Consider the following 21,652-nt stretch of genomic DNA (forward strand, 5'->3'; position numbering starts at 1 on the left):
ACTGAGTTCACACCAGTTTCAATAGACAAAAAGCGGGATGATGACATCCCGCTTTAATCTAGTTGCACCAGCTAGAATGCACAAAGTAATGAATCTAAATGATTAGCTATCTGTTACTTGCCCATACAATTCGCATAATAAGTTACAGTGGCAGGCCAGTCGGAAAACACACCCATCACCCCAACTTGCTTCGCAAGTACATCTAATAACTCATAGGTGTCGCCTTCATTATCAATCGTGTCAGCAATACTTTGATAATACCAACCACCCGCCCCCTCACTAAGCAAACCTGAACGTTCAAGTGACCAAGCAATAATTTTCAGCCCTGCTGCGTTGGCCTCTTTAGCATATTCTGACGGCACAATGCTCTTATTATCGTCCAAGGTGACTAACATCCATAATGGTGGCGCGATAATCTTAACGCCATCTGCAACTAAGGTGTCCATACTGGGTGACCAGGTCGAACTATTTTGCGGATCAAAACCACTTAGATCGTAACGATCATCTAAATATACGGCTTGCTCGGCAAACTCCGGAGCATTGGCTATCCAGTATTTAATGTCATCTAAATTAAATGATTGCGGAAAAACCTTTGATGCTTCGACCCCAGCCGCTATATATTCATCTAACATTTTCTGGGCATAATCTTGCTGACTAAAGCCATCAAACGGCATACTTACACTGGCTGATTTAAGCTCTGGGGTCATTTTCACTCCAGCGGCTTTAAATAGTTCGATGCTTTGGGCATGAGTCATTAACGTACCTTTTCCAGCATACAAATCGGTACGCCAATGGGGTGTGCCGTCCATAAACTCATCCACAGTTGTTGCATTAGGATTAAATCCGTCCATTTTACCTTTCAAGGTTATAAATTCTGCAAGGCTAATATCACTCGTACAACAGGTTGCCGTCGCACTGATACCATTAGCGGCATCAGCTGGTGAAAAAGGTACGGAACATTTGTTAGCAAGAGTCGGAATAGCAAGAATATTGGTTGTTGTGGCTAAGTCACATTGTGAATGGCGACATACCAGCTCTTTGTCTGCTGTAAAGGTCACATCACATTCAACAATACCCGCCCCAGAATCAATCGCTGCTTGATAAGATTCTTTGGTATGCTCTGGAAATTGCATTGACGCACCGCGATGACCAATTGAAAAATCGGTGCGATAAAAGGCTCCATTTTTGCATTGTGCCAATTGGGTTTGAAGATCACCCGGCTGCATCTGGTCCACTAAAAACAGCGGCCTTACACCGACTTGCACACTGACACTGTTATCGAACTTTATTGAGTCAATGTTAGCCTGATCATTATCATTACTATTACAGCCCGAAACCCATAAAACACTGATCAAAACTGAAACGATGCTCGACGTAATACCTGATTGCCTTGCCATGTTAATACTCCATATTGTCATGTGTAACTCATTAAAACGGCTAGCTTACAAAATGAATATGACTAAAATATCGAAATAATATGACAACCTCGATTTGACCAAAGTAGTCGAGTAAAATGAGTTAATGGAAATAGCACTGCTGTAATAATTTAGTTAACAGCGCAATAATCTATACTTTGGGCACATTAAGCACCTGATATTTGTTAACCCAACATGAGGCAATGAATGGAAGCTACTAAACGCGGATTTTTTGGTTGGGCATGGCTTATTACTTGGAGTGGCACATTATTATTAGTGCTGTGCCTATTGGTATTACGATTTGTTCCACCACCAACCACTTCATTTATGCTTCAAAGCCCGTATCCGATAAGCTACCAATGGATAGATATTGATAAACTGCCTTCCCGCGTACCACTGGCGTTTGTGGCCTCAGAAGATCAACATTTTCCAGCGCATTTTGGTCTTGATTTAACCTCGATTACCGACGCCCTGACCCAACATGACAAGGGTAAAGGGCTTAGGGGGGCCAGCACTATTACCCAACAAACCGCAAAAAACCTGTTTTTATGGTCTGGACGTAGCTATGTACGTAAAGGATTAGAAGCTATGTTAGCGGTGAGTTTTGAAGTGGTTTGGGGTAAAAAACGTATTCTAGAAGTGTATTTAAACGTCGCAGAATTTGGCAAAGGCATTTATGGCGTTGAAGCCGCTAGCCTACATTACTTCGATAAATCAGCTAGATATCTCACCATTGATGAAGCAGCTCAGTTAGCCATATTATTACCCAGCCCTCGTAAGCGAAACCCGCATGATTTAACCCCATACCTGCAACAACGGGTTGCCTGGGTTAAACGACAAATGCGCCAACTGGGTAATGATTATCTTGCGCCCATTTTGAACGATTAAAGCTAATTTGACGCAATTAGCAGATTACTGCTGCGTCATTCATCTTGATATCGCCAACAACAGAATGACGCATCGCAGATGTTAATTAACAGGATTTGCCCCCTGTTTGCTGCTAGAATACCGCCTTATTTTGATCCGCTTGTGACGATAAAGGCTGGCTATGACCGTTCTGCTAATGACACCTCCAATGACCCAATTGAATACGCCCTATCCGGCAACTGCGTATTTAACTGGTTTTTTACGCTCAAGAGGCTATGACGCGGTACAACGAGATCCGGCAATCGAGCTGTTTCTTGAAATGATGACAGCTCCAGCACTAGAGATTATTCGTCAACATGTTGAAGAGAACTTCGAGCACTTTGAAGACGATGAACTGCCTGATGCCATCTTTACTTTTCTAGCCGAATTTGATCGCTACCACCTTACCGTAGAAAGCGCGATCCGCTTTTTACAGGGTAAAGATCCTAGTCTTGCCATGCGGATTAACACCCGCCGCTTTTTACCCGAAGGCCCAGCCTTTGATGCCATAGCACAAATGGAAGCCGTATCTGGCGATGTTTTACAGGCGGCGTTTGGTAATTTAGGCGTACAGGATAAAGCCAAGTATTTAGCCACGCTGTTTATCAATGATTTATCATCAGTTATCACCCAAGGCGTTGACCCATATTTTGAGGTCAGCCGTTATGGTGAGCGCCTCGCCGCTGCTAATCCAAGCTTTGACGACCTTTACAACACCCTTACCGGTGAGCCCAGCTTTAGCTCAGAAATTTTAGAACAACTCGTAGAGCACTATTTAGAAGACACCCAACCTAGCGTTGTCGCACTTACCGTGCCGTTTCCCGGTAATATGTTAGGTGCATTACGGATTGCACAAACCTGTAAAGCCATCAACCCAGACATCCCCATAGTGATGGGCGGCGGCTTTATTAATACCGAGCTGCGCGCACTTAAAGACCCACGGGTATTTGAGTTTATCGACTTTATTTGTTTAGACGACGGCGAGCGCCCATTAATCACCTTGCTGGAATACTTTGAAGGCAAACGAGAAGTTGACGAGCTAGTACGCACTTACTTTTTAGCCGAAGATGAACAGGGCCTGCCCTATGTTCATCTGAATCAAAACAGCGAGCTACATGACATTCCACAATCAGAAGTCGGCGCGCCAATTTACGATGGCTTGCCATTAGATGAATATCTGTCGCTATGTGAAATGCTTAACCCAATGCATCGTATATGGAGTGACGGCCGCTGGAATAAACTCACCATCGCTCACGGCTGTTACTGGCGTAAATGTAGCTTTTGCGATGTCAGCTTAGATTACATCGACCGCTACGATACCGCAGGAGCCGATGCGTTAGTGGATAGAATTGAAGCCCTGATCGCCGAAACTGGCCAAACAGGCTTTCATTTTGTCGACGAAGCCTTACCCCCAAAAACCTTATTTACCTTTGCCAAACGCTTAATTGAGCGCAATGTGGTGATCAGTTGGTGGGGCAATATCCGTTTTGAACGCACCTTTAGTCCAGCCCGTTGCCAATTACTGGCCGACTCAGGTTGTATCGCCGTCAGCGGCGGCCTTGAAGTGGCATCGGACAGATTATTAAAACTGATGAAAAAAGGCGTGAGTGTTGAGCGCGTGGCCCACGTCACCAAAGCTTTTAGTGACGCAGGGATTTTGGTACATGCTTATTTAATGTATGGCTTCCCAACTCAAACCGAGCAAGAAACCGTAGACTCATTAGAAATGGTTCGCCAAATGATGCAGCTAGGCTGTTTTCAATCGGCCTACTGGCACCGTTTTGTTGCCACAGTACACAGCCCAATAGGCATGAACCCAGAACAATTTGGCATCACACTTAATCAGCGCCCTGAGATTTTATTTGCCGAAAATGATGTCGAGTTTACCGACCCAACCGGCACCGATCATGAAATGCTAGGCGAAGGATTACGTAAAGCGCTGTATAACTACATGCACGGGATCGGTTTTGATCAGCCCATGAGTTTTTGGTTTAACCAAAAAGTAGCGCGTACCAGTATGAAAAAAGATTTGATCTCAAAAGCGTTGAATAATTTTATTTTGAGCCAAGAAGACTAGGGGCAGTTTGCCCCTAAAATCCCATCCAAATTAATTTAATAACTCAGCCTTAACCAACCAGAAGAACATCCAGATTATGTATTGATGTAATACCTAATCTAATCACTATGCGGATAAAACAGATTGAATTAATTTGACACGGGCATGAGCGAATTGCAACTAACACCACCTAGGTGCAAAACTTGCGGTTAACAGATCAATAAAAAGGCCACTTTCTTGTTCCAAAAGAAAGTGGCCATGTACATTTTTAACCGCAGAAATGATGAGTAAATGCGCCTAAAAATCAGTACTCGTTTTCCCTAACGTTATGCGTTTTCCAGTATTAATCTCTAGGGTCTGTTGATCTTTCATGGTTGTTTTGCAGCGAATTGTTGGCCATTTATACAAGGCAGAGGCTTTGCTGTGTAGTTATTCTACATAATAAGCCGATAACGTAGTAAAAATGGCCAACAAACACTGTCCGAAGGATTCGGCTAAAAACGAATTACGCTTTGTTGAGTGAACTTTGCTTAGATTGCTAGGCTACACTCCACTCGCCGCGCTTAATTCGTTTTTATCTCGAACAAAATTCCACCAGCAAAGATCAACAGATCCTAGTACTCATAACTAAATTGTAGGGTGTATTCTGTGCCAGGGTCCTTGGCGTACACTTGAATATCCTGTTGATCATATTCAGTGGTTTCGCCCAATAAATTTTTCGCCTTTAGCTTAATCGCCATGCTAGTGGTGGGGAAAAAGCTATAAGTAAAATCTAAACTGTGAAAGGGTTTTTCATACACGTCATCTAACCCACCTCGGCCACCGTAAGCTATCCGCTCACCAAATACGTTGTACACCAAAGTGGCGCTATGATAACTGTTTGATGAATCATAACTTAGCTGCACGTTTGCTACCCACTCCGAATGACCAGTCATCCGGCGCTTAGTGTTCGTTGGGTCGATTTCGCCATTAGGCGCAATATCGATTTCAGAGTCACCTAAGGTCAGGTTACCGGCAACAAAGAAGTCTTCCAACATACTGCCTTCACTGATGAAGTCTAATGTTTGTAAAAACTCGGCTTCAATACCATAAACATAACCTGACTCAGCGTTATAAAACTTAAGCTGACGGCCAGCTTCTGAAATACGTTGAATAGGCTCAATAGGCGCATCAACATCTTTATAGAATGCCCCTAAACTGTAGTTATCACCTTCATCTGAGTAATATTCCCAGCGCAAATCTAGGTTGTACATGTCAGAACTGGTTAACTCAGGATTACCGAAGAAATCAAATCCAGTAACTGGGTCTTGGAATCGCACTGGTGACACTTCACGTAAGTCTGGGCGCACAATAGTTTTACTTGCACCTAAACGCCATTGAGTGGTGTCGGTTTGCTTCCAGGTTAATGACATTGAAGGGAACCAACCGTCTTCGGCGATGGCGTAGTCTTGTAGGTCGTAACGGCCGCCCTCGTCAGATATGTCACCCTCAGGGGTTATCGGTAACGTCACGCGACGAAAATCTTCATAACGCACCCCAGCGTAGAAGCGCCACACGTCATCAAAATCGACATCAACACTGATAAAGCCTGCATCATTTTTTTCTGCCGCAATATAGTCTTCGGTGTCGGTTGAGGCATCTTTTAACTCAAGGCCTAGGGTGTTGTTATTAATATTGTCGTCAGAAAAAATCTTGTCGAACTCTTCAGACAAAATATCGCCATTGGGATCGGTTGGGCTTAAATCCACATCAAAGCCTAAGCGAGTGGCATAGCTTTCGCGGGTACGCTCGTAATATTGATAGCCGACTTTGACTTTCATCAGCGCAGCATCAAACTGTATGGGATACGCAAAATCCCAACCGTAGTTTTGGCTGTCATCCTGTAGATTTGAATACACATATTTTGGCGCATCCTGGGTATTCAAATTACGCGATACGGGGCTGTTGGCTTCATCTAAAATAACGTTATAAGTGTAAGACAACTCATTTGGGGCATTACGTTCTGACTTAGCATCAGAAAACATCCAATTAAATTCAGCATCGTTGAATGCTTCAATAAAGTGGTGTCCCTTAATTTGATTACTGGTTAAGGTTCTTTCTTCATAATCAATACCATAAACCTGTAGCGCATTAGGCTCGCCAAGGGTGTCTATGGTTTCTTCAATCCCAACGGAAACATCATCTGAGGTGTCACGCAAATAGGTACTGAAGGTTTCAATTTTATGGTTGTAACCAATTTCTAAACCTAGGTTCAGCATGGCCGACATTTGTACGATAGAGTCGGTGCCGATAATGTCTTTTTGGTTTTCAATTTGGGTTTGTTCGCTGTCACCATCAAGCTCAACTTCGTACTTGGTGTAGTTTTCAGCTTGCTCTTTATAGGAATAAGCCGCCAATGCGCCAAAGACCATATCGTCTGAAATGTCAAAGCGATCGCCAATCGCGATGTCGCCTCTAAAACCGGGATCGGTACTTTTAGTGTTAACGGCCATGTCACGATACATGTCTAAGGCCAATTCGCGATTCATTTTTTGGGCTGCAGGATAATTGATTGCGCCATTTGAGCCGCTAACGATATCAATAGGGCTAATACCACCATATTGATTAATGGTGTTATCAATACTGGCTGGCATGCCGCGGGTGCCGTCATCTCTGCCTGTCCAATCATCACCGCCACCATTGTAAGTGTAGGTATCATTGCTGTCGTTAGTGTTGAAGCGTCCGCCAACAGAGGTTTTAAAGAAAAAATTAGCTGGTATTGCTTTGGTGCGAATATCCACGTGGCCACCGCCAAATGCGGCAGGCTTGTCAGCAGAGGCTGATTTTTGTACTGATAATGATTCAATTATCGATGCGGGAAACATGTCTAATGGCACCACATTTCGGGTCGGATCCGGTGAGGGTACTGTCGCACCATTTAATGAGGTGCTTGAATAACGCTCACCTAGACCACGCACATAAATGAACTTACCGTCTTTTAAGGTTAAACCGGTTACACGGCGTAATGCGGCGGCCGCATCGCTGTCACCCGTTCTAGAAATTTGTTCTGAGCCCATAATATCGGCTACAGCAATTTGTTCGCGACGCTCTTCTGTCGCGGCCGAAGCTGAGGTACGTAATCGCCCGGTAACCGAAATCACTTCTATGGGTTCTATCGGAAAAGATTCACCAGTGGCTTGTGTTGACGTTTGCGTTTTAGATGTTGGCTCATTGAGTGTTTCATCTTGAGCGATTGCCTGAGTGGCGGCCAATGATGTTACTGAAAGCACTGATAGAATCGCGAGCGTTAATTTGTTGGCGGTAAAACTCGGCTTGGTTTTCATACGTGATAAGTCCTGTATGCGGTTCAGAGATAACCGCCCCAATATGACTGCATGGGGCGGCTATTAACTTAAATACTTAATCGTTTGGTTTACTGTGGAAAGTAAGCCCAACCTTGACGCCAATCGTTTTGGCCATCGAATGCACCAATAAAGTTGGTTGCTTCGAAGAAGTTGTCATCTGTACTTAAGTCTTTACCTGTTCCGATTAATGCCGCATCGGTTGTCGCTGGCATACCGTCAGTTAAGGTTACTGCGGTAGTCGCGTTACCTTCTTGACCCATAAACCAGGTTTCAACATTGATAGCATCTGCGGTTGCAGTATTATCTGAGCTGTATTTAAATGGTTCGTTACAGTCGATAATAGAGTGCGACATGGTTAAGGTGTTGTTGTTAACATTGTCAACTAGCCCAGCATAACTACCATCTAGCTCTAAACACTCACCAGATTCAGTCGTGCTTGTACTACCTTTGCGGCCTTGCACTAACACGTTATAAAGCTCACCGGCTGTAGCGACGCGAAGTAAAATACCCTCGCCTTTATCACCGCTGGCGTTTTCAATATCAGAGCCAGGTAAGATAGTGAAGTTAGCCAGTTTTGGCTTAGATACTGGGGTATCGGTTGCACCTTTGTGGCTGTCACCTTCGATACCGCGGTTTGCATTGCCATCTTCATGGGTAATGTACACAAACTGTGCTTTACCGGTCCAACCGTTGGTCCAATCTAAGCTGTCGTCAAAGTTGTGTGTAAGGTAAACATATTTTAAGTTAACCGCACCACCCCAGAACTCAACACCATCATCGCCATTAGCATGCACCTGGATGTGGTCGACTTGAGTGCCGCTGCCCACTGCGGCAAATGAAATACCATTCATTTCTTGAGTGTCATTTACTTTAAAACCAGCATATTTAATCACTACATAGCTGATTTGACCGCTACTGTCTGCGTTGTCGTTACCGCCGTAAGGGAAGTCGCCGACTTCGAAAGAAGCATCACAAGCATTTTTATCAGGACAAGTATTGGTTAAGCCGTTTCCTAATAATACTAAGCCGCCCCATTGACCGCGTGCACCTTCTGCACCAGCAATGACATCTTGCTGCGAAGTCATCTCAATTGGGTGCGTTGCACTGCCCTGAGCCATAATTTTAGAACCACGGCTTACGGCAATGTAGCTGTTGTCTGTGGCAAATAACTTAGTACCCGCTTGAATCGCTAGTGTGGCTGAGTTTTCATTATCGCCACCCACAACTACTGCGCCGCCATCAATTTTGTACATCACATTTTGACCAGCTAATAAGGTGGTATTGCTGAGTACATTACCCTGTAAGGTACACACTAAAGTCACCTTGTCATCTTTGTATAAACCTGCCACTACGGTTTCAGCCGTTGTGCCAACAGGACAAGATGTCAATGTAGGTAAGGCTGTTGGAGTCGCCGCGGCATCGTCATGTATTGCGGTTGTCCAACCCACGGTCCAATCGTTTGAACCATCAAAGGCACCAATATAGTGGGCGTCGACTAAGCGATCATCTAGGTTACTTAAATCTGCTTTACCACCCGTTAATGCTACTGATGAAGCGTTTGGCATATAATCAGTTAAATCTGCTGCGCCGACTAAGTTGCCCTCTTGACCTTTGTACCAAGCTGCTACATCTAGCGCTAAAGTACGGCCTTCTGCAGCATCGGGTTTAGCATTTTTAAATGGCTCTACACAGTCAATTAGGCTGTTTTGTACGGTTAACTCTGCACCATTGGCGTTATTGACCGTGTTGTCATCATTCACTTCTAAGCATTCACCAGAATCCACACCGCCCTTAACCAGTAGGTTATAGGCCATAACACCAGTGCCTTTACGGAACAAAATCCCTTCGGCGTCATCACCACCTGAGTTTGTTCCGTCAGCCACCTCGATAGTGATGTTAGCTAATGCAGGTTTAGACATTGGCATTGCGTTGGCATCGCTGTTGCTGTCAGCTTCAATACCACGGTTAGAACCGTTATCAGCTTGACGAATATAAACGTGCTGCGCGCTTCCCTGCCAACCGTTAGTCCAATCTAGCGAGTCATCAAAGTTTTCTGTTAGTACCACGTTTGAAATTGACACGTTACCGCCCCAAAATTCTACGCCGTCATCGTTATTTAAATGCACTTGAATATGGTCAACTTGAGTGCTGCTACCTACACCAGCAAAGCTGATACCGTTCATTTCTTGGGTATCGTTAATTTTAAAGCCGCCAAACTCAACGCGGACGTACTTAATCACACCAGAGTTGTCCTGGGTGTTATCACCGCCGTAACTGTGGTTACCCACCTCAAATGACGCATCACAATTTGCTAAGTCAGGACAAGTATTAACCGGTGCATTACCCAGTAACACTAAGCCACCCCATTGGCCAGCTTTGCCTTCCTGACCTAAGGCCGTTTCAGCCGAGGTAAATACGATAGGCGCAGTAGCAGTGCCTTCTGCCATGATTTTTGAACCACGGCTAATGACCAAATATGAATCACTGCCACCCAATACTTTAGTGCCGGGTAATATAGATAACTCAACAGAGTTTTCATTGTCGCCACCGGCAACCACTGCACCATTTAGTAACCAAACAACGTCGTTACCTAACACGATTTTATCGCCGTCTTGACCACCCGTTGAAATCGTTGATGCTGCACTAGACGGTGATAATGTGCCTGTTAACTCCCAAACTTCTTTACCATCGACCGTAGTAAACGCAGTGCTTTTAGTGGCAAAACCACTGTAAGATTTTTGCTGTGCCGATTCTGTTGGCGTTGTAGGAGTCGTCGGTGTTGTTGGTGTTGTTGTTTCATTACCCGTGTTGATATTAATATCACCACCACAACCCGCAAGGCCTAAAGTTGCAGCTAAAGCAGTAGAAAGCGCGGTAAGTTTAAAAAGGTTTTTCAGTTCCATTATCATCTCCGAAGACGGATTGTATTAAACGTTAGTGAGGTTTTATTGCGCGCCACAGGCATACGCATTTGCTGGTGCATAAAACTAACGAGTAAAAATGACAAAAAGACTGCTTTAAAATGACAGCAACATTTCTATAACATGACGAAATTATGAAAGCCCTGTGGGGATGCGGCTTTGAGTATGTTTTAAGGGAATTATTTTTTTCACAAAAATGTCGTAAATGTATCGTGTTTTGACGAAATCACGCTTATTGAAGATAAATTTAAGCTTAATAGAAATATAAAGTCATCACTAAGGAGGTAATACTTCAAGCAGACATCAGTAAAACTGATTGGAAAGTAAACACAGAAAATTCATCTCAATATTGATTAAGTGTAAGGTTTAGTTGATCAAGCCAAACCTACACAAACGCTAGTGCAATGCTAATACGGGCACATTATTATTTACAGGCTCAAGCTGACACCTCAGCGTTGTACTTAACCTGTTAATTTAGCCAGACTAACTTAGCCTTAATAACTTAGCTTTAATAACTTAGCTTTAATCATTTTAGCGGACCTGTATTCTTTCCACTGAAGCATCTGGCTGATGAATAACAAAGTCTAATTGAACCTGCGCACCTTTCATACCATTAGCGGAGGTTTGATATTGCCACTGCTCAAGTGCTGTCACTGCGGAGTCATCAAATACCCCGGCAGGAGATGACTTAATCACCATCACATTGGATACCTTACCTGCTGGATTAATATCAAACGACAATTGCACATAACCATTCATCCCTTCTTTAGCAGCCCCAATAGGATAAACAGGTTCAATACGTGTTGTAGGGTATATTCCATCAGCTTTAGCTTGCGTCTGGCTTTGATTGTCGCCTGCTTGCGCTTGCTGATTTAAGGTTAGCGCACTAACACTAAGTAATAGCGTCACTCCCATTAATACCAAGGTATTTTTTCCATGTTGTTTTTTCATTTGTAAGATCCTTTCTTTAAGTATGGTTTTGTCCCCATAGTGAGTATGTAGCATGCTTAACGGTGCATGCTGCGAATAAGCCAATAGCGCTTTGCTATAGGCAATTTTAGAATCTGTTTCCATATTGGCTGTCACTTGTGCGTCACATGACAGCTCTTGATCTTGCCTAAAACGACGGTAAGCGCACCACATCAGCGGGTTAAACCAAAACATAATCGTTAAGCTATAAGCCAATATATTGGCCCATAAATCACCGCGCTGATAATGATAAAGCTCATGTTGAATAATGGCGTCTTGCTGATGACTATCAAGCAAGGTAAAACTGTTTGGCACTAATATTTGCGGCGCGATTAACCCAACTAACATGGGCGATTCAATATTGGGATGAATAAATACATTAAGCTTGCCTGACTCAATCACAAAAGGCTTGGCGCGTCGCGTGAGCTGTTGCAGATGAATAGAATCTGAGACTAAATTAACCACCAATACCAGCACTACAGCAGCATACAGGTAAGGCAAATATAATAACTTAAACCAGCTACTCGACATCGATGCGGTATCAGTAGCCTGCACATAATATTGTTGAATAACACCCAGTGTTTGATTTGGGCTTAACCAATTAAAGTACTGTGGTAACAGAGTTTGCACTACATCCGCAAGTGGTAACAGTGGCACAACAAGCCAAAGACTATAAGTATAATGCGCGCCTATTTTTGACAATAAAAAACGATGTGAAATTAATAATGTTACACAAACCAAACTAAGTAATAGGGTTTGTTCCATAAACCAACTGATCATCACTTTTGCTCCTTGTGCCAATCATCAAGCAAGCTTTGTAACTCAGCAACATCCTCAGCCGATAGCTTATTTTTCTCAGCAAAACCGGCCACTAATGGGGTTAATTTTCCGGCAAATAGTCTATCTACAAAAGACACTGACTCTTTTAATGTGTATTCTTGCTCAGCAATTAACGGCGAGTAATGATATGTGCGCCCTTGCTTTTCAAAACTCAACGCATTTTTTTTAACTAAACGATTCAGCAAGGTTTTTACTGTTTTCTCATGCATATCATGGCTTTGCTCTAATGCTTCTACCAGCTCATTAGAGGTTAATGGCGACCGCAACCAAAGTTGCTGTAATACTAACAATTCACTGTTACTGATTTCTTTCATGCTTAGTCACTTACTAGGTTGTGGTTCACTTATTAAGATTACACATGTAATCAATATAATTAAATTACAACTGTAATCTAAAATAAGCAAGCAGTTATTTGATCTATTTATTAGCAATGACTGCAATAAAAAAGCCCAATCGAAAGATTGGGCTTGGTGTCATCCACTTAAGTGAGTGCTATTTGCCCTTGTACAGCCATTGATAAACAGTAGGCAATACCAATAAGGTCAATGCGGTTGAACTGAATAATCCGCCAATAATCACCACGGCTAACGGTTGCTGAATTTCGCTACCCACACCGCTTGATAACAAAATAGGGATCAGGCCTAATGCCGAGGTTAACGCGGTCATTAATACCGGTCGTAAACGGCCAACCGTACCTTCAAACACACTATCATATAGGGTTTCACCTGAGTGATTATCGACACTGGCTTGCCTGCGTTGATTAATCGAGTCCACCAGCACCACGCCATTAAGGACCGCCACACCAAACAAGGTGATAAACCCAATTGAGCTAGGGACAGACAAATAGGTACCGGTAACGTACAAGGCTACTACGCCACCAATTAATGCTAACGGCACATTAGCCATAATCAACATCACCTGCTTAATCGACCCAAACGAGAAATACAGCAGCAAGCCAATCAACACAATTGAAATAGGCACAACCAGACTTAAGCGTTTTTGTGCCCGTTGCTGATTTTCATACTGACCACCCACCACCACGGTATAACCTGCAGGTAAATTAGCTTGTGGCACGATGGCATAAATATCGTTAACCACAGATCCCATATCGCGCCCCGACACGTTTGCTTGCACCACCACGCGGCGTTGCACATCATCACGGCGAATATTAGGCGGTGCCATTTCAACCACCACATCGGCAACTTCACCTAAACGCACGGTGGCACCGTTTACTCCTGTGAGGAGTAAATCCCTAAGGGCATCGGGCGAATTGCGTTGCTCTGCCCCCAAGCGCACATTGATGTCATACCTAGCATTACCATCAATCACCTGCCCAGCGCTAACACCACCTATGCCTTGGCTGACCAAACTCATCACTTGATCAACACTGATACCATAACGGGCTAACACATCTCGTTTAGGCCTAACGACAAGCTGTGCCTCTCCACTGACCTGTTCTAACGACACATCGACTGCGCCGTCAATTTTTTGCACTAATTCAGTCAGTTGCTGACCTTTTGCCGATAATACGTCTAAATCGGGGCCGAATATTTTGATGGCTAATTGTGCTTTAACCCCTGATAACAACTCATCTACCCGAGTGGCTATCGGTTGTGAAAACGTTAATAATAACCCCGGAAATACGCTGAGTTTTTGTTCCATTAAACGCTGTAACTCAAATCGGTCTTTGGCACTTTTCCACTGTTCAACCGGTTTTAAGCCAATATAGACTTCAATATTGCTGACAGGCTCAGGGTCCCCCCCCAACTCTGGCGCACCAATACGGCTAAGGGCGTAATTGACTTCAGGAAACTCAAGTAACAGCTTTTCGAGTTTAGGGGCGATATCAATTGAGGTAGATAAACTGGCGGTAGGTGCAAGTGTTACCCGCAAGTTTAAGGTGCCCTCTTCTAACTCAGGCACAAACTCAGTGCCTAAACGTGGCAGCAACGCCATGCTACTAATAAACATCAATAAGGCGATAGCTATCACGATTTTTGGCCGAGCTAATGTGGCCTTTAACCCTTGACGATAAACCCGCTCCACTGGCATTAACAACCAACTTTGTCTGATCACCACCCCACGTTTAAAGGCATAAACCGCAAGCGCAGGCACCGCAAATAGCGCCACAACTAACGCAGCAATCATGGCTAAAATAATGCTGGTAGCCATAGGTTGAAACAGTTTACCTTCCACCCCTTCTAGGGCGAATAGCGGGGCAAACACCACGATGATAATGGCGGTGGCAAAGAAAATTGGACTACACACTTCTTTGGCTGCTAGCCACACTTTGTGACTAATCGAGTTGGCTTCATCACCACTTTGAGTTTGGGTGTCGGCCTGAGAATGAAGTGCTGGCAAGTTGTCATTTTTGGTTAAGTGCTTAAAAATGTTTTCAACCATCACCACCGAACCATCAACTAGCATACCAATGGCAACGGCTAGGCCGCCCAAAGACATTAAATTAGCTGACAGACCAAAATACGCCATCACCATTAACGCCAGCCCGATTGAAATCGGTATCGATAACAACACCAGTAAAGTGGCGCGAATATTGACTAAAAACAGTGCCAAGATAACTACAATAAACACAAAGGCCATCAGCAAAGCATCACGCACGGTATCAACGGCCTGCTTTACTAAATCCGCTTGATCATAAAACACTTCAAACGTTACCCCATCGGGTAAAGCCTGTTCAATTAAGCTAATGCGCGCATTGATGTCATCAATGGTTTGCTTGGTATTTGCGCCCATGCGCTTAAGCACCACGCCTGCAACCACTTCACCCAATGGGTTTGATTCGCCGCTAGCGTCTCTGCGCGTCATGGTGACCGCACCGACGCGAATTTCACTGCCATAATCGACATTAGCGATGTCCATCACTCTAATGGGCGTACCATTAAATTCAGTCAACGGAATATGCTTAATGGCCTCTAATCCGGCATTACCGGGCGGCAATAAACCATAACCTCTCACGACTAACTGTGATTGCCCCTGGTCCATAAACCAGCCACCCGCATTACGGTTATTACTTTCAAGCGCTTCGATAACCTGCGCCATCGACAGTGAATAACTGCGTAGCTTGTTTAAGTCGATTTGCACTTGATATTGCAATACCTCGCCGCCAAACGACAACACCTCAGTCACACCAGATACTGGCATCAAAATAAGCTTTACCAGGTAATCATTAATGCTGCGAAGCTCGGCAGCAGCCACACCAGATTCTGGAGTAGCGCGTAAAATGTATTGATATATTTGCCCAAGCCCTGAAGTATTAGGGCCAATTTCTGGTGTGCCCACCCCAGCAGGAATCGATTCTTTTGCAGCTTGTAACTGCTCAAAAACTTGCTGGCGCGCAAAGTAAATATCGGTGCCCTCTGCAAACACCACGGTCACAATTGATAAGCCGGTACGCGATAACGATCGCACCTCAGTGACCGCAGGTAAGGCATACATTGCCGACTCAACCGGGTAACTGATCAGCTTTTCAACCTCCTCGGCAGCCAAGCCTTCGGCGGCAGTGTTAATCGCTACCTGTACGTTAGTCACATCTGGAAACGCATCCAGATTCAATTTGGGTAAAACAGCAATACTGCCGAACATCGCTGCCAGTAACGCCAATACCACCAGCAGTCGCTGAGTTATCGCCGAACGAATGAATGTTGCTAACATGCCAAACTCCTAGTGGTTATGAATATCAAAGCCAGATTTAGCCAATTCAGACGCTAGAAAAAACGCCCCTGACACCACCACTTTTGAGCCACTTTCAATCCCACTAACAAGATTCAGCCCACGCTGACTTTGCACCACATCAACTTCAACTGCCTCAAAGCCATCTTGATCTTCAATAAACACTTGCCAATCTCCATCACTGCTGCGGGTTAATGCGCTATCAGGCACAATAATGCCGTGTAAACTCCCTTTCGCATGGGTATGGCCAGTCACTGGTTTACTGGTATCAAGGCTGCTTTGCTGAAAGTACAACTCGGCAAACTCGCCGGCATGCAGCACATGTTGCTGATTCGGCATACTGATCCACACCTGTTCTGTGCGGGTAATGGCATTAAGCTCATGCGAGCGACCAATCACAACACCGGTGACATTTCGCTGCCCAACACGCACCAAAGCCGATTGCCCAATGGCGACACGTTCAGACTGCACAGGGGTTAATTGTGCTTCAACCCATAAAAACGACTCGTCGGTAAGTTGCATTAACGCTGTGCCCGCTGCTAATACCTGCCCTAGCATGGCGGCATCTTGCTGCACCCGTCCTGAAATTGGCGCTAATAATTGAAATTGGCCAATCGATTGAGGCGAAGTTGTCAGGGCGCTAATTTGTTCTGGCGTCATCATAATGGCATTAAGCACCGCACGTTTAAGCTCGGCATTCACTTCTGTGCGCATTTTCTCACTGGCACTAATCGTCCCTTTAGCCATACGACTCACTCGCTGCCACTCTGTCGCCGCATTAATATAATCGGCTTGAGCTTGAGCAATGTCGGTGCCACCTAAAGTGAGTAATGCTTGGCCTTTTAACACTTGCTGCCCCGGCACCACATGGCGTTTTAATACTTGCATTGCTAACTGCGGGGCAATGGTGACGGTTTTATCTTTATCAACCACCAGCTGAGCTGTGGCAACGGAAGTCAAATCAAAAGGACTACTATTGAGGGTTTCTACTCGAATGTTAGCCAACTCGCGTTGCTGCGCTGTTAACGTTAAGGCGTCGTCATGTTCATCCTCATCCTCATCCCCTTGGGGGTGAGCTGCAGACGGCTGTGGTTCATGATCATCACTTGCCATAACCGTATTGCTAAAAAGCATTAAGCCAAGGCCGATAACGGCTAGCCACACTAATTGACGTACAATGAAACTAAACGATGCTAAAAACCGAGTATTTACCGGCAAATTGATAACTGGAATTGTCATAAATAAATCCTAGAACTCAAGCATGACCAAGTTGAAATGCTTCGATAAGCATTCAATTTAGCCATAAAAATAATCAAGCTTGTCTGTCGAAACAGCAAACCTTTAATGAATGAATTTAAACAGGATTTATATTATCGGGGGGCGGTAAGTCGCACCTAAAGCGGGGGCTAAATAAGATTGAGCGGTTTGAAGCGGTTGTTGATTAGCTTGATCAGCCGTATAGAGTTGTTCGGGCAGCACGATAGCCACTAAACCACCGTGACACTGGCAGTCTAGGCACAAATCAACCGTCTTGTTAGTAGGCGCTGGGTGAGAATGATCATCTGAAGGCGCATGCTCGCGGGCCCCCTCTGCAGCGCAACTGCATTGTATACATTCAGCAAGTTGACTAAGGGCGGCAATATCTAAGGTTGGCGTGAACTGAACATGGGCATGATTGCCTTTATCTTCAGCACTATTGCCTAGATGTAATTGATGCCCACCTAAATTCGCGCCGGCAAATTGCAGCACAATAATAGCGATCAAAAGTTTGATTGATCGCATCACTGAAAACGAATTAAGATGGATCATATTAATCATCTAAAACGGCGTTTACTTGAACACGCAGTGTTTAGCATAATCGGCAGCTTCATTTGAAGACCAATCACCGCTTGGTTTCTCTTTCATTTGCTTACACCATGCTTCGCTACCCACTTCTGGTGCGCATGCTGTTAAACCTAACGTGAAAATACCCACTGCTGATAGTGCTAAAAGTTTTTTGAATAACATAATACTTCCTTGATTGAGTTAACAATAATTCCCCCACATAACAAACTTGCAGAGAGTAATGATCTTAATGTTGTGATCGCTTAGTGATCCAGTTTATCGCATCTTGTTTTTGTGAAAGCGGAAACCAGGCCACCTCACCTTGCATAAACGGTCCCATTAATCTGACAGAGTTACCTACCCAGTCAGGGCCACCTACAAATACTAATGCATCAAATGCAGGTAATTGTACTTCACCGCTACCGGTTAGCGAGCCAAACTCCCAGCCCTCTAATAGGACATCGGCTTCAATATACAAGCACACCTGCCCCCAGTCTTTGCGGTAAGATTTAATCGCAGGCTGTAGACGGCTTCGGTAATCTTGTGCCGATAACCGCCCGCTTACAAACAGGCTGATAACCCCTTTGGTGATATCAGAAATTTGGCATAACATAAACAGCTCCGGAGTCATGGTGACTAACCGATAAAAATCGATTAGTAACGCATTCACTTCAATGGCGCAAATCATAACAAATATTACTGCCGCCAATATATAACTATTTTTAATCTAAAAAGTGATACCCTTTACACTATGATAAATATTTCCAATAGTGTGACAATCGAAGACAAGGAACTTGAGTGGCAATTTGTCCGCTCAAGTGGTGCAGGCGGCCAACACATAAATAAAGTGTCTACTGCTGCACAGCTGATTTTCGACATCAATCAATCGTCTTTACCTGATTTTTATAAACAAAAATTATTGGCCAAGGCAGATCATCGTATTACCCAAAGCGGTAAAATCATCATTAAGTGTCAGCAATCTCGCAGCCAAGATTTTAATCGCCAACTGGCGTTAGAGCAGTTTATTGCGCTCATAAAAAGTGCCACTATTGTGGCCAAAAAACGCATTGCGACTAAGGCCACTAAAGGCAGCCAAAAGCGGCGTATTGAAACCAAGAAACAACGCGGCGCCACCAAAGCATTACGTCAAAGTAAGCCCAAGTTTGATTAATGAATAAATTTTGGTTTACTGAACAACTAACTTGCGTTAAAAACAAACTAAGCAACCTGAAATTAGGTTAACTAAAACGGTGAATAATCGCCATAAGTTGTGATTGCCAAAGGATTATCATGAGCCAAACTGCAAAAATCTTATTAGTAAACGGCCCTAATTTAAACTTACTCGGCCGCCGCGAGCCGGGTCATTACGGCACTCAAAACTTGGCGACTATTGTGTCTGAATTACAAAGCGCAGCCAGTGCTGCTGGTGTCGTGCTGGAACATATTCAGTCTAATGCTGAGCATGAAATTATTGATGCCATTCACGCGACTGATGCACAGTTTATTATTATTAACCCTGCCGCATTTACCCATACCAGTGTGGCGATCCGCGATGCGATTTTGGGTGTGGCGATTCCGTTTATTGAAGTGCATTTATCTAACGTTCACGCCCGTGAGCCATTCAGACATCACTCGTATTTTTCTGATAAAGCGCTTGGGGTCATTTGTGGATTGGGCGCACAAGGTTATCAGTTTGCATTACAAGCTGCGCTTAAACACGTACAGGATAATAACGCGCCACACTAACCACCTTAACGCCCCGTTATTGATGCGCTTGAATGATGTAATCTTCTAAACAACGTTGAAGCCAAAACGGGGTAGTCACTTTGCCGCTAGCATCCAGTTTTAACCACAAATACACTGTGGGATGACTGAAATTTTCTAAAATGGATTGGTCTTGCGCTGAATCAATTTTTTGCGCATGCAAACCATTTACATTATTAAAAAAGTTAACCGCCTCTTTCACCCCGACGACAATAATCGCATCCGACTGAAGCAAGTTACTGGCGGCGGTGCCAAGATCTGGCACTGTGGCATAACACTGCAATGTTTTGCCTAAGCGCTTGGCATAATTGCCCAAGGGAGACTTATTAGCAGGAAACGGCATAGTGATTAACTTAATCAATGGATAATTAATCATCTTATCAATACAGGGGTTATCCCAAATGGGATGGTGCTTTCGCGCCACCAAATACCCCCCCCGATGTTGAATAATGGATTTAGACAAAATTGAATGGCTTGGGGCCCGCTCAAAACAAATGGCGGCGTCAATTTCATCATTCAATAATTGTTGTGCAGTGCCCGCTCCCCATTGAGTGGTTGAAATCATAATGTCGGCCGCGGTTAATTCCACTACCGCCTGTTTAACGCTTTGAATTAAATTAACCTGTAATTGTGGCACTGTGGCCACTTCAACCGCATTGGCAATAATACCTGCGGAACCTCGCATCATGTCGTCCAGCGTTTGCCGGCATTGGATCATGTTATTGAATATGGGATAGAGATTATGGGCAATATCGGTGGCTTGAAATTGATTTTCACGGCGTAAAAATAATGGGTCATCAAATACGCTTCTTAACGCACCAAGGGATCGGCTAACTTTAGGCTGAGATAAGTCCAAATGATTTGCCACCTCAATAGCATTTTTTTTGAGGTATATCTGACAGAATATCTCAATTGTCTCTAATGAAATATCGAGTAATTTATCTTTTGGCATCTGTCTTACCTTCATAATTTAAAATGACATTACCCTGAATATACGAAGCAATTTCATCTGCTATCCATTGGGGTTTACTGTGGCTTTCCCTCAACATAGTTAAATAGTGCCTATGCCCATCCGCGCGTTGATTAAGCAGTCTATTTTGCTCCTCTGGCAGTGACATTGCTTGTATGTTGCCTTTGGTACACAAAAACTCAACCGCATCGCGATAACACACCAAGGTTAAAGCGTTACTGCGTTCAAGCTGGATCATCAAATCCGCCAGTAAGCAAATTTTAGCAACCACATCCACTCGATAGTGTTTATCTAAGGCATATAGCAACAAAGGGTCATGCCCCTGTTCAAATTCATGGCCGTTAAAACTGATATATGGATATTTAATGATGGTATCGATATCGACAAAATCATTACCATGAAAAACAGGGTGTTCAGCATTTCCAAGCAGTACATATGCATTGGCTTTTGCCACAAACGTGGAAGCTAATCGTTCAGAATTATATGCCTCAAAAGTAATCGCATAATCAACATCAAAACGATTCAGCAGCTTGTCAATATTGTGGCTGCAAGGCTTAATATTAAAAGTTAAAGGTTGCTTTAACTGTGAGGCTTTATCTTGTAAATAGCTGAGTAAATTCAATGACAATGATGGCGGACAGGCAATCATCACCTCTTGTCTAATATCGCTACTTTCAGACTCCGACAGAGCTAAACATTGCTCAGATAAAAGCAGCATTTGTTTTAATTGCGGATAAATTTCCTGTGCAAAAGGCGTGTGTTCAAAACCGTGTTGTTTACGAATAAATAACGGCTCATCAAAAGAGTGGCGTAAAGCTTTAAGACTGCGGCTAATTTTAGATGCTGCCACACCTAATTGTTGAGCGACTTCTGAGGAATTTAAGGTTTCAAATAGTAAAACAAAGACTTTGATATTAAATAGCGTATTAGAATTAATCCGGCTCATGCCTCTC

General features: G+C 43.9%; 16 protein-coding genes. 4 read left to right on the forward strand and 12 right to left on the reverse strand.

Annotated features, from left to right (window positions below; genetic code table 11):
• Positions 1–113 precede the first annotated feature (113 nt).
• Entirely contained in the window at positions 114–1,397 is a 1,284-nt protein-coding gene (locus NE535_RS14870) for a glycerophosphodiester phosphodiesterase family protein (RefSeq protein WP_261299399.1), read from the reverse strand.
• A gap of 225 nt (positions 1,398–1,622) precedes the next feature.
• On the opposite strand from NE535_RS14870, the gene mtgA reads away from it, so the two are divergent.
• On the forward strand, positions 1,623–2,303 hold the full coding sequence (mtgA, locus tag NE535_RS14875) for a monofunctional biosynthetic peptidoglycan transglycosylase (protein WP_261299400.1): 681 nt from the start codon (positions 1,623–1,625) through the stop codon (positions 2,301–2,303).
• Positions 2,304–2,463: 160 nt separating this feature from the next.
• Positions 2,464–4,398 carry a B12-binding domain-containing radical SAM protein gene (locus tag NE535_RS14880; RefSeq protein WP_261299401.1) on the forward strand — a complete coding sequence of 645 codons (1,935 nt, stop codon included), beginning with the start codon at positions 2,464–2,466 and terminating at the stop codon, positions 4,396–4,398.
• Between the two features lie 593 nt (positions 4,399–4,991).
• Here the strand turns inward: NE535_RS14880 and NE535_RS14885 are convergent.
• From NE535_RS14885 to NE535_RS14925, 9 genes are all read right to left on the reverse strand, one after another.
• Positions 4,992–7,700, reverse strand: a complete 2,709-nt coding sequence (locus tag NE535_RS14885) for a TonB-dependent receptor domain-containing protein (RefSeq protein ID WP_261299402.1) — start codon at positions 7,698–7,700, stop codon at positions 4,992–4,994.
• Positions 7,701–7,789: 89 nt separating this feature from the next.
• Positions 7,790–10,624 carry a hypothetical protein gene (locus tag NE535_RS14890; protein ID WP_261299403.1) on the reverse strand — a complete coding sequence of 945 codons (2,835 nt, stop codon included), beginning with the start codon at positions 10,622–10,624 and terminating at the stop codon, positions 7,790–7,792.
• 549 nt (positions 10,625–11,173) lie between these two features.
• The gene (locus NE535_RS14895) at positions 11,174–12,391 is read right to left on the reverse strand and encodes a M56 family metallopeptidase (RefSeq protein WP_261299404.1); all 1,218 of its coding nucleotides are present in this window, start codon (positions 12,389–12,391) and stop codon (positions 11,174–11,176) included.
• The gene (locus tag NE535_RS14900) at positions 12,391–12,765 is read right to left on the reverse strand and encodes a BlaI/MecI/CopY family transcriptional regulator (RefSeq protein WP_226413031.1); all 375 of its coding nucleotides are present in this window, start codon (positions 12,763–12,765) and stop codon (positions 12,391–12,393) included. The genes NE535_RS14895 and NE535_RS14900 overlap by 1 nt, the downstream gene beginning before the upstream one ends.
• A 178-nt stretch (positions 12,766–12,943) precedes the next feature.
• Positions 12,944–16,123 carry an efflux RND transporter permease subunit gene (locus NE535_RS14905; RefSeq protein ID WP_261299405.1) on the reverse strand — a complete coding sequence of 1,060 codons (3,180 nt, stop codon included), beginning with the start codon at positions 16,121–16,123 and terminating at the stop codon, positions 12,944–12,946.
• A gap of 9 nt (positions 16,124–16,132) precedes the next feature.
• Complete coding sequence (locus tag NE535_RS14910; RefSeq protein ID WP_261299406.1) at positions 16,133–17,380, reverse strand: efflux RND transporter periplasmic adaptor subunit; 1,248 nt, start codon at positions 17,378–17,380, stop codon at positions 16,133–16,135.
• Between the two features lie 126 nt (positions 17,381–17,506).
• Positions 17,507–17,950: a hypothetical protein gene (locus NE535_RS14915; RefSeq protein ID WP_261299407.1), complete on the reverse strand. Its 444-nt coding sequence runs from the start codon at positions 17,948–17,950 to the stop codon at positions 17,507–17,509.
• Between the two features lie 21 nt (positions 17,951–17,971).
• Positions 17,972–18,148, reverse strand: a complete 177-nt coding sequence (locus NE535_RS14920) for a DUF3012 domain-containing protein (protein WP_261299408.1) — start codon at positions 18,146–18,148, stop codon at positions 17,972–17,974.
• A gap of 64 nt (positions 18,149–18,212) precedes the next feature.
• Positions 18,213–18,578, reverse strand: a complete 366-nt coding sequence (locus NE535_RS14925) for a SpoIIAA family protein (protein WP_261299434.1) — start codon at positions 18,576–18,578, stop codon at positions 18,213–18,215.
• A 138-nt stretch (positions 18,579–18,716) separates the two neighbouring features.
• Between NE535_RS14925 and arfB the strand changes: the two genes are divergently transcribed.
• Positions 18,717–19,136 (forward strand): alternative ribosome rescue aminoacyl-tRNA hydrolase ArfB, encoded by a 420-nt coding sequence (arfB, locus tag NE535_RS14930; protein ID WP_261299409.1) that lies wholly within the window; start codon positions 18,717–18,719, stop codon positions 19,134–19,136.
• A gap of 119 nt (positions 19,137–19,255) precedes the next feature.
• The gene (gene aroQ / locus NE535_RS14935) at positions 19,256–19,711 is read left to right on the forward strand and encodes a type II 3-dehydroquinate dehydratase (RefSeq protein ID WP_261299410.1); all 456 of its coding nucleotides are present in this window, start codon (positions 19,256–19,258) and stop codon (positions 19,709–19,711) included.
• Positions 19,712–19,727: 16 nt separating this feature from the next.
• Here aroQ and NE535_RS14940 read toward each other — a convergent pair whose 3' ends face one another.
• Positions 19,728–20,681 carry a LysR family transcriptional regulator gene (locus NE535_RS14940; RefSeq protein WP_261299411.1) on the reverse strand — a complete coding sequence of 318 codons (954 nt, stop codon included), beginning with the start codon at positions 20,679–20,681 and terminating at the stop codon, positions 19,728–19,730.
• Positions 20,668–21,645 (reverse strand): LysR family transcriptional regulator, encoded by a 978-nt coding sequence (locus NE535_RS14945; protein ID WP_261299412.1) that lies wholly within the window; start codon positions 21,643–21,645, stop codon positions 20,668–20,670. The genes NE535_RS14940 and NE535_RS14945 overlap by 14 nt, the downstream gene beginning before the upstream one ends.
• Positions 21,646–21,652 lie beyond the last annotated feature (7 nt).

It is taken from the genome of Shewanella holmiensis (genome assembly GCF_025370255.1).
Lineage (GTDB): Bacteria > Pseudomonadota > Gammaproteobacteria > Enterobacterales > Shewanellaceae > Shewanella > Shewanella holmiensis.